This is a genomic window from Ruegeria sp. HKCCA5463, from assembly GCF_013034175.1.
Lineage (GTDB): Bacteria > Pseudomonadota > Alphaproteobacteria > Rhodobacterales > Rhodobacteraceae > Ruegeria.
Window position 1 is genome coordinate 330,963 of sequence record NZ_WQFL01000005.1, and the last position, 21,521, is coordinate 352,483.

The following is a 21,521-nucleotide window of genomic DNA, read 5'->3' on the forward strand; positions in this document are numbered from 1 at the left end:
GGGCCGAGCTGCCGTTAGTTTGAAGAATTTCGATCATTTTGCAACCGGTTTCAAAATTTCTTCCATCCGAACCGGTGTTCCTGCCCGCGCCGACAGAGTTGCGGCCTCGGCCATCGCCAGCGCTGCAACACCGTCCTTCAGCGTGACCGGAACTTCGGACCCACTTTCAACAGCGTCGACAAATGCGGCCCATTCCACGCGGTATGCAGGCATGTAGCGTTCCAGGAAGAAATAGGTCGGCTTGGCACCCACGACACCGTCCGCGGTTGACTTTACAACAGTGTTTTCCAGCATGTTCTGAGCCTGTAGCATCCCCTCGGACCCCAGCAGTTCGACCCGCTGGTCATAGCCATAGGCCGCGCGCCGCGAATTCTTGATGACCGCGATGCGGCCATCCGCGTAAGTCATTGTAACTGCCGCTGTATCCACATCCCCCGCGGCGCCGATTTCAGCATCCACAAGCGAAGACCCAACCGCCGAGATTGTTTCGGGAACGTCCCCCATCAGGAAGTTCGCCATGTCAAAATCATGGATCATCATGTCCCGAAACAAGCCGCCAGACACCTTTACGTAGCTGACCGGTGGTGGCGCCGGGTCAAAAGATGTGATCGACAGGAGCTCTGCCTTACCGATCTCACCCGCATCCAGCCCCGCCTTCAAGGTCGCAAAATTGGGATCAAATCGCCGATTGAACCCTATCATGACCGGCTTGCCGCGTTCCGAGACCGTATTCAGACATTCCGTGGCGCGCTTCAGGTCCAAATCAACGGGCTTTTCACACAGAACGGCTTTTCCTGCACCTGTGGCTGCTTCAATCAGGTCAGAATGCGTATCTGTTGGAGTTGCAATCAGAACCGCGCCGATTTCCGGATCCGCAATGATCTCTTCGGAACTGCGCGCCGCGGCCCCATGATCGCTGGCAAGGCTGGCCGCGGCCTCGGGCAAGGCATCGGAAACAGCAATGAGTTTGCTGCCCGGATGCGATGCAATCGCCTGCGCATGAACACGCCCGATGCGCCCGGCACCCAACAATCCGACGTTCAACATACAGATCTCCCGAATCTTGTTGTTGCGCGCAACAATGATTCTATTTGCAACCGGTTGCAATATTTTTTTCACAACCTTGGCGCTTTTACGGCTCAGGCCCCAAATCATCCTGAAGAATTCGCGTTACGACCCCGGATCCCGATCTGCCAGCTGCAACTCACACGCTGAAATCCGCGCATTGGCCGTCCTACGGGAATCCCCCAATTTCGGAACATGGTGAATCAGGTTAATGTTTGGTTAAGGAACACACACTACCACTCTGTGACCCCTTAGAAGGGCTGGCATGACCCCCTCGTCCAGCCCTTCATACCTAACCCAACAACCGCGAAGAAACAGCCCGCATTGCGGCCTGACGTGTTCATCGAAATCGAAATTCGAGAATGGCGATCCCTGAAGGACTCGAACCCTCAACCTGCTGATTAGAAGTCAGCTGCTCTATCCAGTTGAGCTAAGGGACCGCTGCACCCTTCTTGCGGTTTTTACGAGCGGGGTTCAAGAGCCAAGCGCATGAATGCGCTGTTCGGATCGTCACTGTACCCAAAGATCGGTCCGCAATAGGAATAACCCAACGCTTCGTAAAGCTTGCGGGCGGCATCATACTCTGGAAGATGCTCTGCCCCGGTTTCCAAAACCAAAGCTTTTACGCCTTCTGCGCGCGCCAGATCGGCCAGATGAGTCATCATGACACGCGCAAGTCCGCGCCCCCGTGCCTGTGCGAGGATATGCACCGACTTCACCTCGGCCGTGCCATCGGGCAACAGCTTCAAGGCGCCGCAGCCCAACGCCTGCTGATCGTCGTAAATCGCACAGAATCGAATGCCCGGTCCGGCCAGTGATTCTGCGCTCATCGTATGGTTGCTTTCCGCAGGACCGGCCGATTCGCTGTGGGCGAAATGAGCTTCCACAATCGGACGCAACACGTCCGAGGTGGGGTCGGCCTCGCGAATTTCGATCATTCAGTGTGTCCAGGGGCCACGGCGGTCAGTGGCGAAGTTTTCTCCGTAACCGCGCGCGCGCAGGTTGGGTTTGCGCTTGTGCGGCTCGCTGACCTGCGCATCGATGCCATTGTCCCTGGCATAATCCATCGCCTCTTTCTTGGTGTCGAATTTCAGGCGTATCTGGGTTTGCGTGTCATTGGATGATGTCCAGCCCATCAGCGGATCAACCTCACGTGCCGAAGCGGGGGCATATTCCAGAACCCATTTGCGGGTCTTGGCCATCCCTGAAGTCATCGCATTCCTTGCAGGCTGGTAAATCCGTGCGCGCATGTCGCCTCTCCGTACTCACTTGGCTGGACCTGTTTATGCGTCAGAGTGCAGCCCGGGACAAGACAACAATTGTCGCGGATTGTCGAAGCAAGCCAATGACAGAAACTGTCATCAGGGCCAACTATGATCTTCGACAAATCAGCCGAAGGATAAGCAGATGATCCATAGTGAATGCATTCTGGGCGTCGACGCGAACCCCGGGAACAACCGGGCGATGCCCTCGACCGAAGCCCATACCGTAATCGCCGTCAAACCGATGGTGACGAAAGCTCTCGACGGCGAACTTGCCGCGTTGGCCGGCAAGGTTGGTTCGGATCACGATCCGGATGCGTATCTGCCCAGTGTTGAAACTTGGGGATTTGTACCGGATCAGCCCTTGCAGTTGGACAAAATAAGAACAAATGTAAGGGCCTGATCCGGAGCCTGCCCATGCCATACGCCCATTCCGACAAGACCCAAATGACAACCGAAGATGTTCGGGCCCGCCTGAAACTGGAAGGCGGCAAACGGTTTGTCATGCATACGGAGTTCGCCCCCGCAGGAGACCAGCCAACCGCGATCAAGGAACTTGCGGGCGGCATTCTGGATGGCGAGCGCGATCAGGTTCTGTTGGGGGCGACCGGTACGGGCAAAACCTTCACCATGGCCAAGGTGATCGAGGAAACCCAACGCCCCGCCATCATCCTGGCCCCCAACAAGACATTGGCGGCGCAGCTATATGGCGAGTTCAAAGGCTTCTTCCCGGAAAACGCGGTCGAATACTTCGTCTCCTACTACGACTACTACCAGCCAGAAGCCTATGTCGCGCGATCAGACACGTATATCGAGAAGGAATCGCAGATCAACGAACAGATCGACCGGATGCGCCACTCGGCCACGCGGGCGCTGCTGGAACGAGACGACGTGATAATCGTGGCCTCGGTCTCGTGCATCTATGGCATCGGCTCGGTCGAGACCTACGGGGCGATGACGCAGGATCTGAAGGTCGGACACGAATACGACCAGCGGCAGGTGATGGCCGATCTGGTGGCCCAGCAATACCGCCGCAACGATCAGGCATTTCAGCGCGGGTCATTCCGGGTGCGGGGCGACAGCCTTGAAATCTGGCCCGCCCACCTTGAGGATCGCGCCTGGAAATTCTCGTTCTTCGGTGAGGAACTGGAAAGCATCACCGAATTCGACCCGCTGACCGGCGAGCGCGCCGCGACAATGGAACAGGTGCGCGTCTATGCGAACTCGCACTATGTCACGCCGAAACCGACGATGCAGCAGGCCATCATCGGCATCAAAAAGGAACTGCGCCAGCGGCTGGATCAACTGGTGGGCGAGGGCAAGCTGCTCGAGGCGCAGCGGCTGGAACAGCGCACCAATTTCGATTTGGAGATGCTCGAGGCCACCGGCGTCTGCAACGGGATCGAGAACTACTCGCGCTATCTGACCGGCCGCGCGCCGGGCGAGCCGCCCCCGACCCTGTTCGAATTCATCCCCGACAATGCCATCGTTTTCGCCGATGAATCCCACGTCTCGGTGCCGCAGATCGGCGGCATGTATCGGGGCGACTATCGGCGGAAATTCACGCTGGCTGAACACGGCTTCCGCCTGCCGTCCTGCATGGACAACCGCCCCCTCAAGTTCGAGGAATGGGACGCCATGCGCCCGCAATCCATTTTCGTCAGCGCCACCCCGGCAAAGTGGGAGATCGAACAGACCGGCGGCGTCTTCACCGAACAGGTGATCCGCCCAACGGGCCTTTTGGACCCCGAGGTCGAAATCCGCCCCGTCGAGATGCAGGTCGACGACCTGCTGGACGAGGTGCGCAAGGTCGCGGCCAATGGCTTCCGCACGCTGGTCACCACGCTGACCAAACGCATGGCCGAGGACCTGACCGAATACCTGCACGAACAGGGCATCAAGGTCCGCTACATGCATTCCGACATCGACACGCTGGAACGGATCGAGATCCTGCGCGACCTGCGGCTGGGCGCATTCGACGTGCTGGTCGGCATCAACCTGCTGCGCGAAGGGTTGGACATCCCCGAATGCGGGCTGGTCGCCATTCTGGATGCGGATAAAGAGGGCTTCCTGCGCTCGGAAACCTCGCTGATCCAGACCATCGGCCGCGCCGCGCGGAACGCCGAAGGCCGCGTGATCATGTATGCCGACAAGATCACCGGCAGCATGGAGCGCGCGCTGGAGGAAACCAACCGCCGCCGCGCCAAGCAGATTGCCTATAACGAGGAACACGGCATCACCCCTGCAACGGTGAAGAAGAATGTCGAGGACGTTCTGGCCGGTCTCTACCAAGGCGACGTCGACATGAACCGCGTCACCGCCACCATCGACAAACCGATGCACGGCGCCAATCTCGAGGCTCATCTGGACGGGTTGCGCGACAAGATGCGCAAAGCCGCCGAGAACCTGGAATTCGAAGAAGCCGCCAACATCCGGGATGAGATCAAACGTCTGGAAGCGGTCGATCTCGCCGTCGCCGACGACCCCATGGCGCGCCAATGGGCCGTCGAGAAAGCCTCGGAAGACGCGGTGAAATCGCGCGGGCGGTCAACGGCTGGCAGGCCGGGGCAGCGGGGTGGGAATGTGAAGCGGAGGAAGCGGTAGATGGACAGTTTTGAAAGTTTGGTCCGTTTATTGTTGGATCGAGAGGGATACTGGACCCGCATTTCGCAAAAGGTGAATCTAACTAAAGACGAAAAAAAAAGGATTGGAAAACACTCTATCCCAAGGCCAGAGATTGACGTTATCGCCTTCAAACCCAGCGCGAACGAAGTCATCGCAATGGAAGTAAAGTCATTCCTAGACTCCCTGGGAGTACAGTTTGATGACTTGAAAGAAGTGCACGCTGTGCCTCAAGGCAGATACAAGCTATTCACTTGTGAGAATTACCGAGACATAGTGTTCTCCCGACTTAAGAACGATTTGATTGAGTCCGGTCTCGCCGATCACGAAACGAAAATAAAAATTGGACTGGCGGCAGGAAAAATTTACGCTAAAGACGTTGCCGATATTGCTGCCCTATTTGATGAACGCGATTGGCTACTTTGGGACCCCAGTCTTATTGCTCGAAAGTTGAAGGATCTTTCCACCATCGGGTACGAGAATGATCCCTACGTCCTAGCTTCAAAGCTCATTCACAGAAATCCTCTCACCGAGTAGCTCAAGGCAGCATAGATGTTTTCACTTTTCTTTTCTGAACCCGTCACAATGGTGGGTGAAGTACATCACCCCACATTGGCGTTGCCCAATTAAATATCCCACACTCCACCCTTGCACCCCTCCTCCCCCTCCTTCACGTTTGAAATCACAAATTGTGATTCCAAACGGTTGCCATGACGAACCCGAACACCCTGCCCTCCACGCATGAGGTCCAAAGCGCCATTCACAGGGTGCGCGGCATCCGCGTGGTGCTGGCCGAGGATCTGGCGCAGTTCTATGGAAAATCCGTCAGCGCCTTCAATCAGGCCGTATCGCGCAACACCGACCTGTTCGAAGGCTACCGCTTTCAGCTGACCGATGCCGAGGTCGGTGATTTGCAATCACAGAATGTGATCTCAAAACCCAAAGGCCGCGGCGGGCGGCGGGTCAATCCGTGGGTCTATACCGATTACGGCGTGGCCATCGCCTCGACCCTTTTCAAGGACCCGCGCGCGATCAAGATCACCCGCATGATCACCGAGGCGTTCGTTGACGGCGCCAACGCCGTGACCGAAACCCCGCGCAGCGCGCCCGAGATCCTGCCGCCCGAGGGCACCCCTGCTCCGCTGCTGCCCAATGGCGATCAGTTGAGGGCGCTGGCCGAAAACATCCTCGATTCCGGGCAGCAGAGCCTTGTCGATTATATCGCCAACCCCACCACCAAGCGCCAGCAGGCGGTGGCCGTGATCATGAAGACGCTGGCGGAAACCGCCGGCGAAGAGGTGCGCACCCAACAGGAACGTCTGCGCCTGAGCATCGCTGAACGGTTGGCCGCGGGCGATTATGCCGATGATGATGACCGCAAGGGGTTGCTGGAACTGCTGAATGCAATGAAAGGCTGAGGCAGCCCTTGCCCCGGACCTTTCGGCCGCTAGACTCCGCCCCATGCGCGTTGTCTTGTTATCACTGATCCTCGGCACACCCGCCGCCGCGTGGGAAGCAACGGTGGGCCAGATCTGCACCCTGTCACACATGACGGACACGGCAGAGATATTCCTGACCTATGACCCGGCAAAACCGCTCTATACCCTGTCCGTTACCCGCAAGACCGAAGATTGGACCAACACCCCATGGTTCGCGATGCGGTTCGAGGGGCCGAACCCCATCGAAATCGCCACTCCGCACCATGTCCTGTCTGACGGTGCATCATCGCTGACAGTCACCGATACCGGATTTGGAAACGTGCTGGACGGACTGGAATACAACCTGACCGCCTATGCGTTTACGCAGGACAGGGTGACCGAATTTCCCTTGGACGGTGCCGCGCCCCAGGTTCGCATTTTCCGCGAATGTGCCGGGGCCCAGCTGTCCTGACCGGGTCAGAAATCGAACAGATCTTCCAGAAAGCCGCCACGTTTCTTTTTCTTGCGATAGCCGTGATCTGCCCGGTCATCATAGCCGGATTGTGGCGGAGGCGGTGGAGCATAAGCTGTCGACCGCTCAATGATCTTGTCCAGTTCGCCCCGATCCAACCAGACACCTCGGCATTGCGGACAGTAGTCGATTTCAACCCCGTTTCGGTCCGTGATGACCAGTTGAGTTCCGTCAATCGGGCATTGCATCATACGATCTCCCATTTTGCTATCAGTATGAGATGGGGTTGATCCGCTGCATTGCCATCCCTCTGTGACATGACGCCCGTTCGCTTGGGTCAAGCGGGATGACACAGGCAACTGGCCCCGGCCCAAGCAGATTTTCTGGACTTCGCGATTACAACCGTCAGGGGCGCACGAACTTGGCCGTTCCAAGAGACCGCTGTTGCGGTTCGGGACTGTTGTGAACTTGCGGCGCAGTTGCCCGCGACGGGCTGGCAGCGCCACAGGCGACCCCGTCGCCATCCGGGTCATTGCGCTTGTGATAACCCGCCTGCCCCTCGTAAAACGGCCCCACCCCCAACGACTGCGTTGCATCACAACCTGCCAATGCGATCAGGTGGATCACCGCCTCTTTCCGCTCAAATTCGGACAGGCGCAGAAAAACACCCGTGGCGATCAGCACGGTGGTCAGCGGCAACAACAGAACCATGACCAGTATGCGTAGCGGAGACAGCGCATGCCTGCGCGTCGCCTCTGCGCGCCGGTGTCGTCTGGACGGCCGCGGCTTCGGATCAGGCGTATCCTGCGAGGGTTTCTTGAACAGCATCGTCTGATCTGTAACGTCGATTTGTGGCAAAGCCGAGGCAATCCGATATCGCTGAGGTAAAACAAATGGCACAATCCACTTCAGACACTTAAGGTGGCAGGGAACCTGTCATCTGCCCGATTTTTTGCTGCCGAACCGATATCGTGACCCAATCCGATCCTTATCACACGCCTGACGCAGCGGCGCGCTTGCAAGCACAGGACCTTCTCTTTCAGGCCAAATTTGCCGCACTGGCCTTTCTGCGCCCTGAAACCTGGTTGCCGTCTGTCTCGCGGATCGCGCTGGCCACGGATGAAGCAGGTTGCCCTGTCTCGCTGATTTCAACCCTTGCGGAATATACGCGCGCACTGAGCACTTGCCCCAACTGCGCCCTTCTGATCGGAGAGCCCGCAGACAAGGGCGACCCGCTGACCCATCCGCGCCTGACATTGCACGTGATCGCTCAGCTAGTTCACCGGGACATGGCAGGCTATGGTGACTTGCGCGACCGGTACTTGGCGCGACGGCCCAAAGCGAAACTCTATATCGATTTCAACGATTTCGGACTGGTCCGGTTCGCCATTCAGGACGGCCTTTTGAACGCCGGATTTGGCAAGGCCTATCGCCTTACCGCACAGGATTTCTAGCCATCAGCGGACCACATGCACGGCACATCCCGCATGACGAACGACATGAGACGCGGTAGAGCCCAGAAGCAGGTCCTGCATCCCCGGCCGGTGGGACGCAATTATGATCAGATCGGGCTTGTTCGCCTCGGCCCAATCCAGAATGGTCCGGCCGGAATGTCCCTCGATCACCAAACCCTTGGCATTCGGCAGCTGCGATGCCAGTTCATCCAGTTCTGTCTGAATCGCCTTACGCGCCTCTGTCAGATATTGGGACGGCATATACGAGATTGCATAGTTTGGAATATGCTCGACCACATGCAACAATGTCACCTGCGCGTCTGGCGTGGCCAGAATCTGGGCCAGCTTCAAAGGCCCAGATGTATCTCTTTCAGCATCGAACGAGATGGGGACCAGAATGTTGTGATACATGATGTGAGCCTCCATTTTTGCAGGCTAACTTTGAAACAGATATGAATTGCAGGCTTTGATTCAGGTCAGGAACTGCCGAATGTCTCAGCGACGTCATACATGACCGGCTCAAAGCTTTTGCAGAGTTCGTTGATCTTGCGGTTGCGATCGCGCATCTCCGGCGTGCGCAGCATGGCAAGGAAATCTTCGCGGCGTTCCCATTGCGAATAGTTTGCTATTCGGGTTTGTGCGTCATTGACGTGCAGCCCGGCGGAAACGAAACCTGGCTGCTTCGAAATGAACTCGGCATAGGCATCCGTCAGAGCTTCCAGAAGGTCCTGGCAGGTGCCAGGCGTCATTTCAAAGGTCGTGATAACTGTTTGAACACTGGCGTTTTTGGCGATTTTCAGCATCGGGATTCTCCACTTTCTGTCCCAAGCCTAACACATGAAAATGAAACGTAGCCTATTTCCTGCCGACCGTGCAAACCGGGTCAGTCATTTACGGTCAGATCAGAGTGAAATGGCCACCCTTTTCGGGGTGGCCAGACAGCCTTTTAACGTTCCATGCGCATCAGAACCGAGGCCGTACCTTTCACATGCTCTGGCCAACGCAACAGAAAAATGTCGCCTGTCGCCCCCTGTTCGACCTCAACATGAGGCGCACTGAAGACATGGTTGTTGAACACCCCTGAAAGCACACCGATCGTCGCAACCCCATCGCAGCCTCGTGCCTTGCCGTCGAAAGGCAACTGCCCGTTTGCCGAAACAGGCCAAAGATTGGACACCGAGTGCTGCGTATAGCGAACCCTCAACGGGTTTGCGGATTTCCTGGTTACGCCATGATACGTATTGTTCTGGAAAGTCACGTTCGTGTGCCTGTCTTTGTTCAAGTCGGCGAAGGTTGTATCTACACGTTCCGCTCGAAAGATCCCACCGCTCGTGGCACGAAACTTGTTGCCGGTCACGACCAGGCCATTGAGAAAATGCCCGGGCCCATAGGGGCGAATGACGATGAAACTAAACCAGGACGGGGCCTGACTAGAATAAAAGATGTTGTCCGTGATGCTCATCGCACTGAACGAAAAACCACTCGTGTATGTCGGCGACGGGTCGCGTTCATTCGTCCATTCGATGAAACAGTTGTCGACATAATTCTCGGCGATAGTGGAACTGTTGTAGGTGCCAATCATGATCAAACCGGCCGTACGCACACCTTGCGGGATGCTATCGCCCTGAAAGACATGGTTGCCCAGAATCATGTTGTTGTCACCGCCCAGAACAGCGAAATGTCTGAAACGCACGGCTCGGTTGTGACGCAGCTTCACATCGTTTGAATTGGTATTCAACGCAATGGAATACCGGTCCGTAACGACAAGGGCTTCTTCTGCTGACAGGAACTGGCAATTGTCGATCAGCATGCCCTTGCACCCCGTTCCGGTCGACGTGATCCCCCGGTCTTTCGGGCGGCTGACAAAACAGTCGTTCAACGAAAATGTACTGCCGGCGGCCGCCAAACGAATTCCGCTGCATCGGCTGTTGCATTGAAATTCGATCTGCTCCATGCCGAATTTTCGAAGCGTGCTGAAGCCGCTGAAATCCAGCAGGTACTTGAATGAATAGAACGAAAAGGACTGGGTCCCCGACGCCCCCACAAGGGGCGCGCTCAGTGTGATCTCACCCGCACCAACGTTCTTTGACCGTACATAGATTTCACGCCCGACGCCGCTGCCGGCAACGTAGGACCCGACGGGAATGTTGGCGACATTCGCGACATTGGTCAGACGCGTTTTGTCGGACGGGTCATAGGTCGCAGTCGAGGTGAACGTTTCCGTATCCCACGCCGAACTGCTTTTGACGTCAAACTGACCATTCCGGATCACGCGACGGGTTGAAAAACCACTCTGCTTGTTGGGAACCGCTGCTGCCATATCGATCGGCGCGGTGACGGAAATCTTGCGACCACCCAAATCCAGCGAGTCATGATCCGAATTGTTCAGAAGGGCCTGAAACGCTTTTTTGAATGCCAGTTCTTCGTCTCCGAAAGCCGAAATGTAAGCCGGCAGATGGAAATCCTTTGTCAGCAACAGCATCTTGTCATCCGGCATGGTAACTGTGCCTTCCAAGTCCATTTCGGAGGTCATACTGGTGTTTTCGGCCAGATGATAAGTCCCTTGCGGAACGTAAACTCGACGGCCACCCGCCGCCTGATCGGCCGCTTCAAACGCAGCTGAATCGTCCGTCACACCGTCGCCGATGGCCCCAAAGTCGCGCACATCCACAACACTGATCATCTCACGCAGGAAAACACCGGTGACATCCGTGATCTCCAGGTCGTCGACACGCACCAGCGCCCCATTCGCGCCCTCAATATCCAGACCGAAATGGCCATACAGAGCGGCCAGCCCCCAAGGCATGTCCACGCCGGGGCGTTTGCCGGTTCCGACAATCGCCGTTACTTCGTGCACGCTTCCATAGCCCGACAACTGTGTTGCGGGCCCCTGCTCCACGACACCTGCCACATGCGTGTCCCCTGCGCCCCCGGCCCAGGCCGCTATGCGCACCGACGGCAAAGGGCCGCTGATCGCCTTGACCCGCGCTTTGATCTGCAAATAGCAACCGGGCAAAATCGGCGTCTGGCCCATATACCGAAGCTGTTGGGTGGTTTGGACTTTCAGGATCTCCAGACAGCCACCAAAATCGGCATCCGCAGGCACGAAAACCCCCGTACCGGATCCGCCATATGTGGGCGAGCCAGGCGTTCCGTCCCCCGCAGACCAAACGGTCAGGCCATTCGCGAATTGAGGCGGCATGAAGACGATGCCGTCAGTGATTGCCTTGTTCATTGAAAACCCTTTCTAAATCGCGCCGCACCAATCTGGCGACGCGTCCAAACCCCGTGTCCAGGTCCGCCCCGAACGCGTCAGTCTGAATACCGAAAGAGAGTTAACCACGGCTCATATCACCGTAACGGTGGTGTTGCCTCAGGCCGCAGGGTCAGCGTTGCCCAACAATTGGACGCCGTTGATTTTCCAACCGTCCTCCAGAGGGATCATCTGATAGTCCAGTATGTGCACACGCCCGTTTGCGTCGGCGATCATCACCTTCTGCCACAGGGCTCCTGCAATTTCACGCAACTCCAGAAAACGTATGTCGGAAGGACGCCAGACCATCGGATACCCATTGCGTACCATTGCTCCGAAATTGTCGGGGTTCTGAAAAAGGCGCTGGATACTGGGGCTGGCAAAGGTGAAGGCCGTGGCAAAATCATCCGCCTTGAAGGCCTGTATCTGCGCGGAAATGTTTGCTTCGATCTCTGCGTTTTGCGCAAATGCGCCCGACCCCAGCCCAACACTCAGGGATACAGCAAGTAAAAATCGACGCATGGGGCCACCTCCTGCAAAAAAGAGTAGCCCCACACGGGATCAGGTCAAATCAGACCAACTCTCCGGCCAGCGCCTTGTCGATCAGGGCAATTGTTTCAGGCACACCGTACAGCGCGATAAAGCCGCCAAAACGCGGGCCCTGCGATGCACCCAGAAGCACTTCGTACAACGCCGTGAACCAACCGCGCATGGGGTCGAACCGCTCCCGCCCGATGGAATAGACCACTGATTGCAGCGCCTCGTCCTCGGTCGGGCCATCATAAGCCTCAAGCGCGGCTTTCAGCGCTTCCAGCGCCTCACGCTCCTGATCCGTGGGTGCGCGATGTTTGCGCGTTGGTTTGACGAAATCGTTGAAGTAGCGAACCGCAAAGCCCGCAGCCTGATCCAGATCGGGATGGCTTTCAGCTGTTGCTTCCGGCGCATAGCGGCGAATAAAGCCCCACAGCGTCTCCTTGTCTTCCGCGCCCGAGACCGACGCCAGGTTCAGCAACATCGCAAACGGTACGATCAGGGTCGATTCGGGAACGTCGCCACCGTGAATGTGCCAGACCGGATTGTTCAGCTGAGCTTTCAGGTCCTGCCCCGGATAGGCGCGCAACTGTTGATGATACTCGTCATAAGCCTTCGGGATCACGTCGAAGTGCATCCGCTTGGCTGTTTTGGGCTTTTGATACATGAAATACGCCAGGCTTTCGGTCGGCGCGTAGGTCAGCCATTCGTCGATCGACACGCCATTGCCGGACGATTTCGAGATCTTCTGGCCATTCTCATCCAGGAACAGCTCATAGGAAAAATGCTCGGGCGCACGGCCGCCCAATGCACGGCAGATCGCGTCATAGATCTTTTCGTTGGTAGCATGTTCCTTGCCGTACATCTCGAAATCGACGCCCAGCGCCGCCCAGCGCGCCCCGAAATCAGGCTTCCATTGCAATTTCACGTTGCCGCCAGTGACGGGCAAGGTCCATTCCTTGCCGTCCTCGTCATCGAATGTGACGGTATAGGTCTCCGCACACACTTTCTTCATCGGCACATACAGAACCCGCCCGGTTTCCGGAAGGATCGGCAGGAAAATCGAATAGGTCTGTTGGCGCTCTTCCCGAAGGCTTTTGAGCATGATGGCCATGATGTCGTCATAGCGCTCGACCGCGCGCTTCAGGATCTCGTCGAACTGGCCTGAACGATAGAAATCGCGTGCCGAATAGAACTCATAATCGAATCCGAAGGTATCGAGGAACCGGCGCAACATCGCGTTGTTGTGCTCGCCGAAGCTGGGGTATTCGCCAAATGGATCGGGAACCGAAGTCAACGGGCGCTGCAAATGTTCTTCAAGCGCCTCCGGGTTGGGCACGTTGCTGGGCACTTTGCGCATCCCGTCCAGATCGTCCGAAAAACAGATCAGCTTGGTCGGTATGTCCGAAAGCGCCTCGAACGCGCGCTTGACCATCGTGGTCCGCGCGACCTCGCCGAATGTTCCGATATGCGGCAAGCCAGACGGGCCGTAACCGGTTTCGAATAGCACATACCCCTTTTCCGGAGCGCCCTTCTGATAGCGTTTGAGCAACCGGCGCGCCTCTTCAAAAGGCCAGGCCTTGGACGACATCGCGGTTTCACGCAGTTCAGACATTTCAATGTGCTCCATCGGGGAAAGTGTCGCGGTCACCCCATGCAACCGGACCGGCCCCTCCTATTGTGCCAGTGCAGCATGAGTCAATAAAGCAGTGGCGCAATTCGCGACACACTGCGCCAAAAAACAGTCGCCCTCGGGCAGGTAGGGAAACGTTCCTTGGCCCGCAAACACTCTGCCCGGGATATCTGCGCTGCATTTTCACCGGCCAGCCTTGCTCAGGCCACATTGGTGGGCCGATTGTTCACCCGAAACAAAAAAGACACGGGCGCGGGCGCAAACTTGACCCGGTTGTTTCGCACGCTCACCGGGCAGTGTTAGACAAAGGCGACACGGGGGAGGTCCCCGGACCAGAGGAAACGGGATGCGACGCGAAACCACCAACCGTATACGCTTTGTACTCGAAGATATCGTGCCGCCTATCCTGCGTGACAGCGCCGCGTTTCATTGGCTGGCATGCAGGGTTTGGGGCGACCATATCACGCGCCTTGCCGAATTCCGTGAACGCGCAACCTATCTGACGGATGACGAATACGAAAAGCTCTACCGCGATCATCCGCGCGTGCATCAGGGCACCGACAATTCCGAAGCCTGCATCAAGCGGATTGCCACGGATATCGTCGGGCAGAGCATCTGCGATATCGGCTGCGGCACCGGAGTTCTTTTGCAACGCATAAAGGCCGCCCGGCCCGACATCACGCAACTGACAGGGGTGGATTTCGTCGTCGATGATGCGGCTGCCATCGACAATATCGACTATGTCGCAGCTCGGATCGAAGAACTGCCGTTTGAAGACAACAGCTTTGACACCGTAATCTGCACCCATGTGATCGAGCATCTTCTGGACTACCGGCAAGCGATCGCTGAACTGCGTCGTGTCGCGCGAAAACGCGTCATTATCGTCGTTCCGCGTGAACGCGAATGCAGGTTCACCTTCAATCCACATTTCAACTTTTTCCCATACACACACAGCTTTCTGCGTGCCGTGCATCCCAGCCCGGACATCCATGTCTGCGAAGATCTGGGGCGCGACATCTATTACTGTGAAGACCGCCCCGAGGAAAAACCGGAACCGGAACAACGAGGATGACCCCGCCCGCCCCCACGACACTGGTCTGGGCTGGTTTGCTGTGCACACCAGTTATGATCTCGGCCGGGCAAATCCTGTTCAAACTGGCAGGAAACCGGATTGATGGGCGCGAAGCCACCGGATTGGCGGGCCTCATCCAGACGCTTTTCGATCCTTTCCTTCTGACAGCCTTTGCCATCTATGGCTCGGCAACGGTGCTGTGGGTGTATGTCCTGCGGTATCTGACTCTGTCCCAGGCCTACCCTTTTATGGCCCTCAGTTTCGTTCTTGTGCCACTGGCCTCGCACGTCTTCTTCGGCGAAACACTTGGGCTGCGCTACTGGCTGGGGGCCGCGCTTTTGATTTCGGGAATGATGGTCATGAATACCTGATCGCGCGGGATGGATGAAACAAGGTGTTGAACCTGACCCGCTGCGCTCATATCGTGCGTCCTCGAACGACCCCAATCAGGACCATCCCATGACCGAGCAAGTGCCCCACCCGATGTCCCCGCAGGATTGCCTTGTGGCGATCATGGTTGCAGTCTCGGCCTCTGACGAAAACATCCGAACCGCCGAGCTGGTCAAGATCGAGGTTGCCGTGAACATGCTGCCGGTCTTTGCCGGGTATGACATCGATCGGACCCGTCGTGTATCACAGATTGTTTTTGACCTGTTCGAACAGGAAGACGGTTTGGATGCGCTGTTTGGCCTGATCCGCGAAAACCTGCCCGAGCGTCTGAACGAAACGGCCTATGCTCTGGCGTGCGATGTTGCGGCTGCCGACGGTGCGCTGGCCGAAACGGAACTGCGCCTGCTGGAAGAAATCCGGTACGAGCTGAATATCGACCGTCTGCATGCCGCCGCAATCGAACGCGGGGCGCGCGCGCGCCACACGGTCTGATCCGGGCAATCTACGGGTTTCAGCTTCCGTAGAGTGCGCCCCAACGTTCCAGCAAGGCCCGTTGCAGTTTCCGCGACCTGCGGTTCCAGCTTCGCGCGCCTTCAGGCCGTTCGCGTTGTGCGCGAGGAATCTTGGCGCGATGGGCCACGTCCGCCGTAAAAATGGCAAAGGCCAGATCGACCCCGTCCGCCGTTGTCAGGAAACCGCCCAACCCGGATACGAAGTTCAATGTGCCTGTCTTGGCATCGACCTTGATCGGGTGGTTCTTTACCGGCCGCCCATTTCGATCCGTCAAGGCAAAAGGCTTCATCAATGGGCGCAATACGCCCATTTTCCGGGCCGCGACAAGGGCCGCAACCAGATCCGCCGGCACCATACGCGAGGCATCGCCAAGACCGGAATGATCGACCATCGCGATCCCGTTCACGCCAAAGCTCTGAGACGCCCAACGGTTCATCTCGGCCGCCGACTCCGCCAGGTTGCGCGGGTCAACGCCCCGCGCTTTGGTTGCGGCCAGTCCGACCATCTCGGCCGTCAGGTTGGTTGAGTATTTCAGCATCCCGCGCAAAATACTGTCCAATGGATCGCTGCGATGCACGACGAGGTCGACACCTTTTGGCGCCTCTCGTGTCACCTGCACCCGATTCAGAACGATTCCATTGGATCGGGCCAAAGTACGAAACACATCACCCGCGTACAATGCGGGTTTGCGCACAGGCAGCCAGCGCGCCCCGCCATTGCCCAGCGCGCCCTTGGCCACGGTCCAGCGGTCCTGCCGCGCACTTGGCTGATAGGTATAGATAGGCAAGCTGCGGTTCTCGACCCGCATGGCTGCCACATCCACTGCCGGCACATATCGTGCGCTGCGTGCATCCATGGTCACATCGTAACCCTTACCGGCACGCTTCCACTCGAAATGGACCCGATTGAAATTCAACGATATCCCGCTTACCGCCGGGCTGTACCCCACATGATCCGGCTGACCGGGATCAATGCTGAACACGAAGGGCAGCGCCCCGTCATAGACCTTGAAGGCTCCTCGAACTTCGGTGATTCCGGCCTCGCGCAGGTTGGCCGCCATCGTGGCCAGCGCATCCGTATCCAACAGCGGGTCACCCCCGCCTGCCAGTATCAGATCGCCACGCAGAATCCCGTTTTCAATTGGCCCATCTGCGATCAAACGGGTTTCGAACCGGTGGTCGGGCCCCAGAACGTCCAGCGCGTAAAGCGCGGTCATCGCCTTGCCGACACTGGCCGGGGGCAAGCCCGCACCTTCACCAAAAACCTCCAGCGGCTTTCCGGTCGCCACATCCGCGACGGCGAAAACAACTTCGCCCGTCAACCCTGCGGCCGCAACCAAACGCTCGGCGCCACTCAACAGCGCCGCACGCGCGCGCGGCCTGAGCGAGACCAGCGGCGCCTGCGCCAGACCAGCTGCCGGGATCAGAGACGCCCCCAATCCTCCCAGAAACACACGACGTGAAAAACGACCAGCCATAGTTGGAATAAAATCCCACAGATCAAATGCGCGCAACCACTCGCTGCGATTATGCGTCGGGCAAGGCTATTCCGGCAACACTTCCGCGCGCCATTCGCCGCGCGTCCGAATTTCCGTGGAACTGACATCAACCATCGGCACATTCACGAAACACCAAGCCGGAGCTTGCGCCCGCCCCAAAAGATGCCGCGCCTGCCCGTCGATCCTGTACTTGGCATAGACCCGTGCCGCCCTGGACATCCGGGCGGATATCCGGTCGCCGGGCCGTGCGACTACACCAACAGGGACACTGTCCATGATCACCCGCCAGTCTTTCCAGCGGTGAAACTGCGCCAGATTGTCCGCCCCCATCAGCCAGACAAATCGGACCTGTGGATACAATCGCTGCAACGCTGTCAGAGTATCCGCAGTCGCGCGTGTACCTGTCAGCGCCTCGATGTCCGTCACCTCGACACGCGGATGCTGCATCACATTCCGCGCTGCCGCCATTCGCCTGTCCATGGGCGCGGGCCCGCGTTCCTTCAACGGATTGCCCGGCGATACCAGCCACCAAACCCGATCCAGCCCGAATGCCTTCATCGCCTCAAGCGTGACGTGCACATGGCCCTGATGCGGTGGATCAAACGACCCGCCGAACAGACCGACGACCTGTCCAGGTCGCGCATAGGGTATGCCGTACCGCTCCATACCCTGCTGATGTTCAGAACTGCGAGGCGTTGTCAATCAACAGGTTGCACCACATCACCCAGCTGAACCCGCCCGGGTCGCACGACGTCGGCGCACCATCCTCCGTGCCCACGCACGGAGGAATAGCCACCCTTGCCCAGCGCTTCTTCCATCCGGCTGCACGGCGCACAAATCACGGTGAGGCGCAAAATTGCCTCGCCCACCTGCACCTCGCGCCCTTTGAGCGCCGTTAGATTGATCCCCGAAACCACAAGGTTGCGCCGCGGGATTTCAGGCGCAACCGGCCCCTGCCCCAGATATGACCCAATCGCCGCCAGATGCTCCTGCTGGATCAAAGTCACCGCCCGCTTGCCAACGCAGGCGCGGTCACTGATCAGACCGGCCTCGGTAATCACGGATTCCTCGAGTGACACCATCTCGGCCCGGCGCTCTGGTCGCGCTCCGATCCAAGTCACGCAACCGGGCTGCGCCCAACCCGCAATCAATTCGGCCAGTTCCGACATAACTCCCCCATTTACAACGCACCCACACTATGCCGCCCGACCCAAAGACGAAATTCACAATACCACCAGCTTGCCCCGCCCGTCCCGCTCGGATATCCAGCGTTTCAACCCAATTTCCCGACCCAGAGGACGCGACATGGCCGCCTATCAATATGTCTACCACATGCAGGGTGTCTCCAAGACCTATCCCGGTGGCAAGAAGTGCTTTGAAAACATCCACCTCAGCTTTCTGCCCGGCGTGAAAATCGGTGTCGTCGGCGTCAACGGCGCCGGTAAATCGTCGCTGATGAAGATCATGGCCGGACTCGACACCGACTTCACCGGCGAGGCATGGGCCGCCGAGGGCGCCAAGGTCGGCTATCTGCCGCAGGAACCGCAACTGGATGAATCCCTGACCGTTCGCGAAAACGTCATGCTGGGCGTGGCCGGGAAAAAGGCCAAGGTCGACCGGTTCAACGAGATCGCGATGGAGATCGCCGAGAACTATTCGGACGAGCTGATGGAGGAAATGACCACCCTTCAGGACGCGATCGACGCGGAAAACCTGTGGGATCTGGACAGCCAGATCGATGTCTCGATGGAGGCGCTGCGCTGCCCGCCGGACGACGCCGACATCGCCAATCTTTCGGGCGGTGAAAAACGCCGCGTGGCGCTGTGCAAGCTGCTGCTGGAAGCGCCCGACATGCTGCTCCTGGACGAACCGACCAACCACCTGGACGCGGAAACCATCGCCTGGCTGCAACAGCACCTGATCGACTACAAAGGCACCATCCTGATCGTCACCCACGACCGTTATTTCCTGGATGACATCACCGGCTGGATTCTCGAATTGGACCGCGGTCGTGGCATTCCTTATGAAGGCAACTATTCCTCGTGGTTGGAGCAGAAAGCCAAGCGGCTTGAGCAAGAGGCCCGCGAAGACAAATCCAAGCAGAAGACGCTTCAGCGCGAACTGGAATGGATGCGTCAGGGTCAAAAGGCGCGTCAGGCCAAATCCAAAGCCCGGATCAACGCCTATAACGAGTTGGCGGAACAGTCCGAGCGCGAAAAGCTGACCCGCGCCCAGATCGTCATCCCCAACGGCCCGCGCCTTGGCAGCAAGGTGATCGAGGTCAGCGGGCTGGCCAAGCACATGGGCGACAAGCAACTGATCGAAAATCTCTCGTTCAGCCTGCCGCCCGGTGGCATCGTCGGCGTGATCGGCCCCAACGGCGCCGGTAAATCGACCCTGTTCAAAATGCTCACCGGCCATGAAAAGCCCGACGCCGGCACCATCGAATACGGCGACACGGTGCAGCTGTCCTATGTCGATCAGTCGCGCGACGACCTCAACGACAACGACACCGTGTGGGAGGCGATCACCGGCGGCGCCGAGATCATTCAACTGGGCGACGCGCAGGTCAATTCCCGCGCTTATTGCTCGTCCTTCAACTTCAAGGGCGGCGACCAGCAGAAAAAGGTCTCTCTGCTGTCAGGGGGTGAGCGTAACCGCGTCCACATGGCCCGCCTGCTGAAAGAGGGCGGCAACGTCCTGCTGCTCGACGAACCGACCAACGATCTGGACGTCGAAACCCTGCGCGCGCTGGAAGATGCCCTTGTCGATTTCGCCGGCTGCGCCGTGGTGATCTCGCACGACCGTTTCTTCCTCGACCGGATCTGTACGCATATTCTGGCCTTTGAAGGTGATGCCCATGTGGAATGGTTCGAGGGCAACTTCGAGGACTACGAAGAGGACAAAAAGCGCCGTTTGGGACCGGATGCGCTGGAGCCCAAGCGGTTGAAGCACAAAAAGTTTGCGCGGTAGACGCCCCAGAGCAATAAATTGATGACCAGAACAGGCCGCTCTTGGAATACCAAGCGGCCTGTTTTCTTACCGTTATTCTCAAAGCCAGGCAAATTTGATATTCTAATTGCAATTCCTTTGTTTGAGTATTGTTATGGCAGAACCCATCACCGCACTTGCTGCACCCCTGATGCCATTTCTGGACTATCTGCGGCCAAACAAATCACCCTATGTGCTGGTATCTGTCGCAATTCTGACGTGCTTGCTGTTACCTCAGAACACCCTGTTTGAGAGCCCATTTGGATGGATGTACCATATTCCAATTTACTGCGTGATTGCCTGTACGGTCGTGCTGTCCTTTTTGTACCGCCCACCCGAGGTTGTACGGCACAACGCCAAAGCATCCGGGCACTTGGTCACGACGACAAACCTGACCGAGGTGTCCGATGACAGCATGGTCGACATGGATCATCAGCTAAAGTTCTCTCGGTCGTTCTGTCTAATATGCGGGCTCGTTTCTCTCTACATTTTGTTCAAGTCCGAAAGCAGACCATTTTTTGAAATATTCACCGTGCTTTATTTTGTTATCGTTTTTCATATTGCGGTGTTCATGGGTTATCTTCTGTTTCGATCCCTGCGAGAAGAAAGCATAAACAAATTTGCGGTTTTTCAGATTGGTTTCATTACAGGAATAAGCCTACTCGGAACCGCACTGTCTTACGACCAAATCAACAAAAATGATTATTCCATTCTGTCGAATTGCACTCAAAACTCGCTGCTCATTCTGGACAACAACGAAAATATCGCAAGGTTCGAGGAAGAAAGGGGAATATTTCTGGACGGAATGCCTATTCCACCGGAAGACCAAGGCTTTCCCCCAGCCGAGACGGCATATACCAAATGCGATACACCGGAAACGGTCGTTTTTTCCGGTTACTTGTATGAGATTGACCCCAAGGACATCACCAAAAGAATCGATTGGAAAGCAACAAACACCATTATCTTCGCGATAGCCTGGCTTGCATTTATGTTGTTTTGGGTTCTTCGTTTGAAGAAATTCATTCGCGTGGTGTTCGTAGATTAAAAGGCGAAGAGGAATAACCTTCCAACCGATCTCTCGCAACGCTCAGGGCTGAAAACCTTTGGATGAACGCAACGGGGCGGCCTTCTTCGCCGACTGAAACCATCGCAAGATACCTGACAAAATCGACAAACGCAGATACGAACGTCAAAACAGCGTCAAGATTACGTGTCGTTTCCACGGTCACAGAAGAAGTTTGACACTCTCTCTTGTCACCCGGCCCCAACACTGCTAAACGCACCCAATCTTGCGGCCTCGGATTCGTTCCGGGGCCTTAGATATTTTGAACCGGGGACCTTCGGGGC

General features: G+C 57.3%; 24 protein-coding genes and 1 tRNA gene. 11 read left to right on the forward strand and 14 right to left on the reverse strand.

Annotation, left to right across the window (positions count from 1 at the left end; all coding sequences use genetic code 11):
- Positions 1 to 33 precede the first annotated feature (33 nt).
- The 4 genes from iolG to GOW09_RS13275 all read right to left on the reverse strand — a co-directional run bounded on the left by iolG (position 34) and on the right by GOW09_RS13275 (position 2,315).
- Positions 34 to 1,047, reverse strand: a complete 1,014-nt coding sequence (iolG, locus tag GOW09_RS13260; RefSeq protein WP_171118997.1) for an inositol 2-dehydrogenase — start codon at positions 1,045 to 1,047, stop codon at positions 34 to 36.
- A 381-nt stretch (positions 1,048 to 1,428) separates the two neighbouring features.
- Positions 1,429 to 1,505: transfer RNA gene (locus GOW09_RS13265), tRNA-Arg, on the reverse strand.
- Between the two features lie 21 nt (positions 1,506 to 1,526).
- Complete coding sequence (locus tag GOW09_RS13270; RefSeq protein WP_171118999.1) at positions 1,527 to 2,003, reverse strand: GNAT family N-acetyltransferase; 477 nt, start codon at positions 2,001 to 2,003, stop codon at positions 1,527 to 1,529.
- The gene (locus GOW09_RS13275) at positions 2,004 to 2,315 is read right to left on the reverse strand and encodes an ETC complex I subunit (RefSeq protein ID WP_152459136.1); all 312 of its coding nucleotides are present in this window, start codon (positions 2,313 to 2,315) and stop codon (positions 2,004 to 2,006) included.
- A gap of 157 nt (positions 2,316 to 2,472) precedes the next feature.
- Between GOW09_RS13275 and GOW09_RS13280 the strand changes: the two genes are divergently transcribed.
- The 5 genes from GOW09_RS13280 to GOW09_RS13300 all read left to right on the forward strand — a co-directional run bounded on the left by GOW09_RS13280 (position 2,473) and on the right by GOW09_RS13300 (position 6,839).
- Positions 2,473 to 2,730 carry a hypothetical protein gene (locus tag GOW09_RS13280; RefSeq protein ID WP_171119001.1) on the forward strand — a complete coding sequence of 86 codons (258 nt, stop codon included), beginning with the start codon at positions 2,473 to 2,475 and terminating at the stop codon, positions 2,728 to 2,730.
- A 14-nt stretch (positions 2,731 to 2,744) separates the two neighbouring features.
- A complete protein-coding gene (uvrB, locus tag GOW09_RS13285) occupies positions 2,745 to 4,931 on the forward strand; it encodes an excinuclease ABC subunit UvrB (RefSeq protein WP_305849005.1) in 2,187 nt (728 codons plus the stop codon).
- Positions 4,932 to 5,486 carry a hypothetical protein gene (locus GOW09_RS13290; protein ID WP_171119003.1) on the forward strand — a complete coding sequence of 185 codons (555 nt, stop codon included), beginning with the start codon at positions 4,932 to 4,934 and terminating at the stop codon, positions 5,484 to 5,486.
- A gap of 173 nt (positions 5,487 to 5,659) precedes the next feature.
- On the forward strand, positions 5,660 to 6,367 hold the full coding sequence (locus tag GOW09_RS13295; RefSeq protein WP_171119005.1) for an ORF6N domain-containing protein: 708 nt from the start codon (positions 5,660 to 5,662) through the stop codon (positions 6,365 to 6,367).
- A 43-nt stretch (positions 6,368 to 6,410) separates the two neighbouring features.
- On the forward strand, positions 6,411 to 6,839 hold the full coding sequence (locus GOW09_RS13300) for an excinuclease ABC subunit B (protein WP_171119008.1): 429 nt from the start codon (positions 6,411 to 6,413) through the stop codon (positions 6,837 to 6,839).
- A gap of 5 nt (positions 6,840 to 6,844) precedes the next feature.
- On the opposite strand, the gene GOW09_RS13305 is transcribed toward GOW09_RS13300, so the two are convergent.
- Together GOW09_RS13305 and GOW09_RS13310 are read right to left on the reverse strand one after the other, a co-directional pair.
- A complete protein-coding gene (locus GOW09_RS13305) occupies positions 6,845 to 7,087 on the reverse strand; it encodes a zf-TFIIB domain-containing protein (RefSeq protein ID WP_170347365.1) in 243 nt (80 codons plus the stop codon).
- A gap of 157 nt (positions 7,088 to 7,244) precedes the next feature.
- Complete coding sequence (locus GOW09_RS13310; RefSeq protein WP_171119055.1) at positions 7,245 to 7,667, reverse strand: excalibur calcium-binding domain-containing protein; 423 nt, start codon at positions 7,665 to 7,667, stop codon at positions 7,245 to 7,247.
- A 143-nt stretch (positions 7,668 to 7,810) separates the two neighbouring features.
- On the opposite strand from GOW09_RS13310, the gene GOW09_RS13315 reads away from it, so the two are divergent.
- Entirely contained in the window at positions 7,811 to 8,293 is a 483-nt protein-coding gene (locus GOW09_RS13315; protein ID WP_171119010.1) for a pyridoxamine 5-phosphate oxidase, read from the forward strand.
- A 3-nt stretch (positions 8,294 to 8,296) separates the two neighbouring features.
- Here GOW09_RS13315 and GOW09_RS13320 read toward each other — a convergent pair whose 3' ends face one another.
- From GOW09_RS13320 to GOW09_RS13340, 5 genes are all read right to left on the reverse strand, one after another.
- Positions 8,297 to 8,704, reverse strand: a complete 408-nt coding sequence (locus GOW09_RS13320; protein WP_171119012.1) for a universal stress protein — start codon at positions 8,702 to 8,704, stop codon at positions 8,297 to 8,299.
- A gap of 65 nt (positions 8,705 to 8,769) precedes the next feature.
- Positions 8,770 to 9,096 carry an antibiotic biosynthesis monooxygenase gene (locus GOW09_RS13325; RefSeq protein WP_152459145.1) on the reverse strand — a complete coding sequence of 109 codons (327 nt, stop codon included), beginning with the start codon at positions 9,094 to 9,096 and terminating at the stop codon, positions 8,770 to 8,772.
- Between the two features lie 143 nt (positions 9,097 to 9,239).
- Positions 9,240 to 11,528: a glycosyl hydrolase family 28-related protein gene (locus tag GOW09_RS13330; RefSeq protein ID WP_171119014.1), complete on the reverse strand. Its 2,289-nt coding sequence runs from the start codon at positions 11,526 to 11,528 to the stop codon at positions 9,240 to 9,242.
- Between the two features lie 138 nt (positions 11,529 to 11,666).
- On the reverse strand, positions 11,667 to 12,068 hold the full coding sequence (locus GOW09_RS13335; RefSeq protein WP_171119016.1) for a DUF4864 domain-containing protein: 402 nt from the start codon (positions 12,066 to 12,068) through the stop codon (positions 11,667 to 11,669).
- 49 nt (positions 12,069 to 12,117) lie between these two features.
- Positions 12,118 to 13,692 carry a lysine--tRNA ligase gene (locus GOW09_RS13340; protein ID WP_171119018.1) on the reverse strand — a complete coding sequence of 525 codons (1,575 nt, stop codon included), beginning with the start codon at positions 13,690 to 13,692 and terminating at the stop codon, positions 12,118 to 12,120.
- A 364-nt stretch (positions 13,693 to 14,056) separates the two neighbouring features.
- Here GOW09_RS13340 and GOW09_RS13345 point away from each other — a divergent pair, with 364 nt between their 5' ends.
- From GOW09_RS13345 to GOW09_RS13355, 3 genes are all read left to right on the forward strand, one after another.
- Positions 14,057 to 14,782: a bifunctional 2-polyprenyl-6-hydroxyphenol methylase/3-demethylubiquinol 3-O-methyltransferase UbiG gene (locus GOW09_RS13345; RefSeq protein ID WP_171119020.1), complete on the forward strand. Its 726-nt coding sequence runs from the start codon at positions 14,057 to 14,059 to the stop codon at positions 14,780 to 14,782.
- Positions 14,779 to 15,153, forward strand: coding sequence for an EamA family transporter (locus GOW09_RS13350; RefSeq protein ID WP_216603830.1), 375 nt, complete (start codon positions 14,779 to 14,781; stop codon positions 15,151 to 15,153). Before GOW09_RS13345 ends, GOW09_RS13350 begins: the two co-directional genes overlap by 4 nt.
- Positions 15,154 to 15,241: 88 nt before the next feature.
- Positions 15,242 to 15,664: a tellurite resistance TerB family protein gene (locus GOW09_RS13355; protein ID WP_117872968.1), complete on the forward strand. Its 423-nt coding sequence runs from the start codon at positions 15,242 to 15,244 to the stop codon at positions 15,662 to 15,664.
- A 19-nt stretch (positions 15,665 to 15,683) separates the two neighbouring features.
- Here GOW09_RS13355 and dacB read toward each other — a convergent pair whose 3' ends face one another.
- The 3 genes from dacB to GOW09_RS13370 form a co-directional block, all read right to left on the reverse strand.
- A complete protein-coding gene (gene dacB / locus GOW09_RS13360; RefSeq protein WP_171119022.1) occupies positions 15,684 to 17,162 on the reverse strand; it encodes a D-alanyl-D-alanine carboxypeptidase/D-alanyl-D-alanine-endopeptidase in 1,479 nt (492 codons plus the stop codon).
- Positions 17,163 to 17,228: 66 nt separating this feature from the next.
- Positions 17,229 to 17,849, reverse strand: coding sequence for a nicotinate-nucleotide adenylyltransferase (locus tag GOW09_RS13365; RefSeq protein WP_171119057.1), 621 nt, complete (start codon positions 17,847 to 17,849; stop codon positions 17,229 to 17,231).
- Between the two features lie 32 nt (positions 17,850 to 17,881).
- Complete coding sequence (locus tag GOW09_RS13370; protein ID WP_171119024.1) at positions 17,882 to 18,352, reverse strand: MOSC domain-containing protein; 471 nt, start codon at positions 18,350 to 18,352, stop codon at positions 17,882 to 17,884.
- Positions 18,353 to 18,488: 136 nt separating this feature from the next.
- Between GOW09_RS13370 and ettA the strand changes: the two genes are divergently transcribed.
- Complete coding sequence (gene ettA, locus GOW09_RS13375; protein WP_171119026.1) at positions 18,489 to 20,156, forward strand: energy-dependent translational throttle protein EttA; 1,668 nt, start codon at positions 18,489 to 18,491, stop codon at positions 20,154 to 20,156.
- A 133-nt stretch (positions 20,157 to 20,289) separates the two neighbouring features.
- A complete protein-coding gene (locus GOW09_RS13380; RefSeq protein WP_171119028.1) occupies positions 20,290 to 21,219 on the forward strand; it encodes a hypothetical protein in 930 nt (309 codons plus the stop codon).
- The last annotated feature ends 302 nt before the right edge of the window (positions 21,220 to 21,521 follow it).

Coding starts and splice junctions, on each gene's coding strand:
- iolG (WP_171118997.1), bottom strand. CDS start 1,047: ATGTTGAACGTCGGATTGTTGGGTGCCGGGCGCATCGGGCGTGTTCAT.
- GOW09_RS13270 (WP_171118999.1), bottom strand. CDS start 2,003: ATGATCGAAATTCGCGAGGCCGACCCCACCTCGGACGTGTTGCGTCCG.
- GOW09_RS13275 (WP_152459136.1), bottom strand. CDS start 2,315: ATGCGCGCACGGATTTACCAGCCTGCAAGGAATGCGATGACTTCAGGG.
- GOW09_RS13280 (WP_171119001.1), top strand. CDS start 2,473: ATGATCCATAGTGAATGCATTCTGGGCGTCGACGCGAACCCCGGGAAC.
- uvrB (WP_305849005.1), top strand. CDS start 2,745: ATGCCATACGCCCATTCCGACAAGACCCAAATGACAACCGAAGATGTT.
- GOW09_RS13290 (WP_171119003.1), top strand. CDS start 4,932: ATGGACAGTTTTGAAAGTTTGGTCCGTTTATTGTTGGATCGAGAGGGA.
- GOW09_RS13295 (WP_171119005.1), top strand. CDS start 5,660: ATGACGAACCCGAACACCCTGCCCTCCACGCATGAGGTCCAAAGCGCC.
- GOW09_RS13300 (WP_171119008.1), top strand. CDS start 6,411: ATGCGCGTTGTCTTGTTATCACTGATCCTCGGCACACCCGCCGCCGCG.
- GOW09_RS13305 (WP_170347365.1), bottom strand. CDS start 7,087: ATGCAATGCCCGATTGACGGAACTCAACTGGTCATCACGGACCGAAAC.
- GOW09_RS13310 (WP_171119055.1), bottom strand. CDS start 7,667: ATGCTGTTCAAGAAACCCTCGCAGGATACGCCTGATCCGAAGCCGCGG.
- GOW09_RS13320 (WP_171119012.1), bottom strand. CDS start 8,704: ATGTATCACAACATTCTGGTCCCCATCTCGTTCGATGCTGAAAGAGAT.
- GOW09_RS13325 (WP_152459145.1), bottom strand. CDS start 9,096: ATGCTGAAAATCGCCAAAAACGCCAGTGTTCAAACAGTTATCACGACC.
- GOW09_RS13330 (WP_171119014.1), bottom strand. CDS start 11,528: ATGAACAAGGCAATCACTGACGGCATCGTCTTCATGCCGCCTCAATTC.
- GOW09_RS13335 (WP_171119016.1), bottom strand. CDS start 12,068: ATGCGTCGATTTTTACTTGCTGTATCCCTGAGTGTTGGGCTGGGGTCG.
- GOW09_RS13340 (WP_171119018.1), bottom strand. CDS start 13,692: ATGTCTGAACTGCGTGAAACCGCGATGTCGTCCAAGGCCTGGCCTTTT.
- GOW09_RS13345 (WP_171119020.1), top strand. CDS start 14,057: ATGCGACGCGAAACCACCAACCGTATACGCTTTGTACTCGAAGATATC.
- GOW09_RS13350 (WP_216603830.1), top strand. CDS start 14,779: ATGACCCCGCCCGCCCCCACGACACTGGTCTGGGCTGGTTTGCTGTGC.
- GOW09_RS13355 (WP_117872968.1), top strand. CDS start 15,242: ATGACCGAGCAAGTGCCCCACCCGATGTCCCCGCAGGATTGCCTTGTG.
- dacB (WP_171119022.1), bottom strand. CDS start 17,162: ATGGCTGGTCGTTTTTCACGTCGTGTGTTTCTGGGAGGATTGGGGGCG.
- GOW09_RS13365 (WP_171119057.1), bottom strand. CDS start 17,849: ATGGAGCGGTACGGCATACCCTATGCGCGACCTGGACAGGTCGTCGGT.
- GOW09_RS13370 (WP_171119024.1), bottom strand. CDS start 18,352: ATGTCGGAACTGGCCGAATTGATTGCGGGTTGGGCGCAGCCCGGTTGC.
- ettA (WP_171119026.1), top strand. CDS start 18,489: ATGGCCGCCTATCAATATGTCTACCACATGCAGGGTGTCTCCAAGACC.
- GOW09_RS13380 (WP_171119028.1), top strand. CDS start 20,290: ATGGCAGAACCCATCACCGCACTTGCTGCACCCCTGATGCCATTTCTG.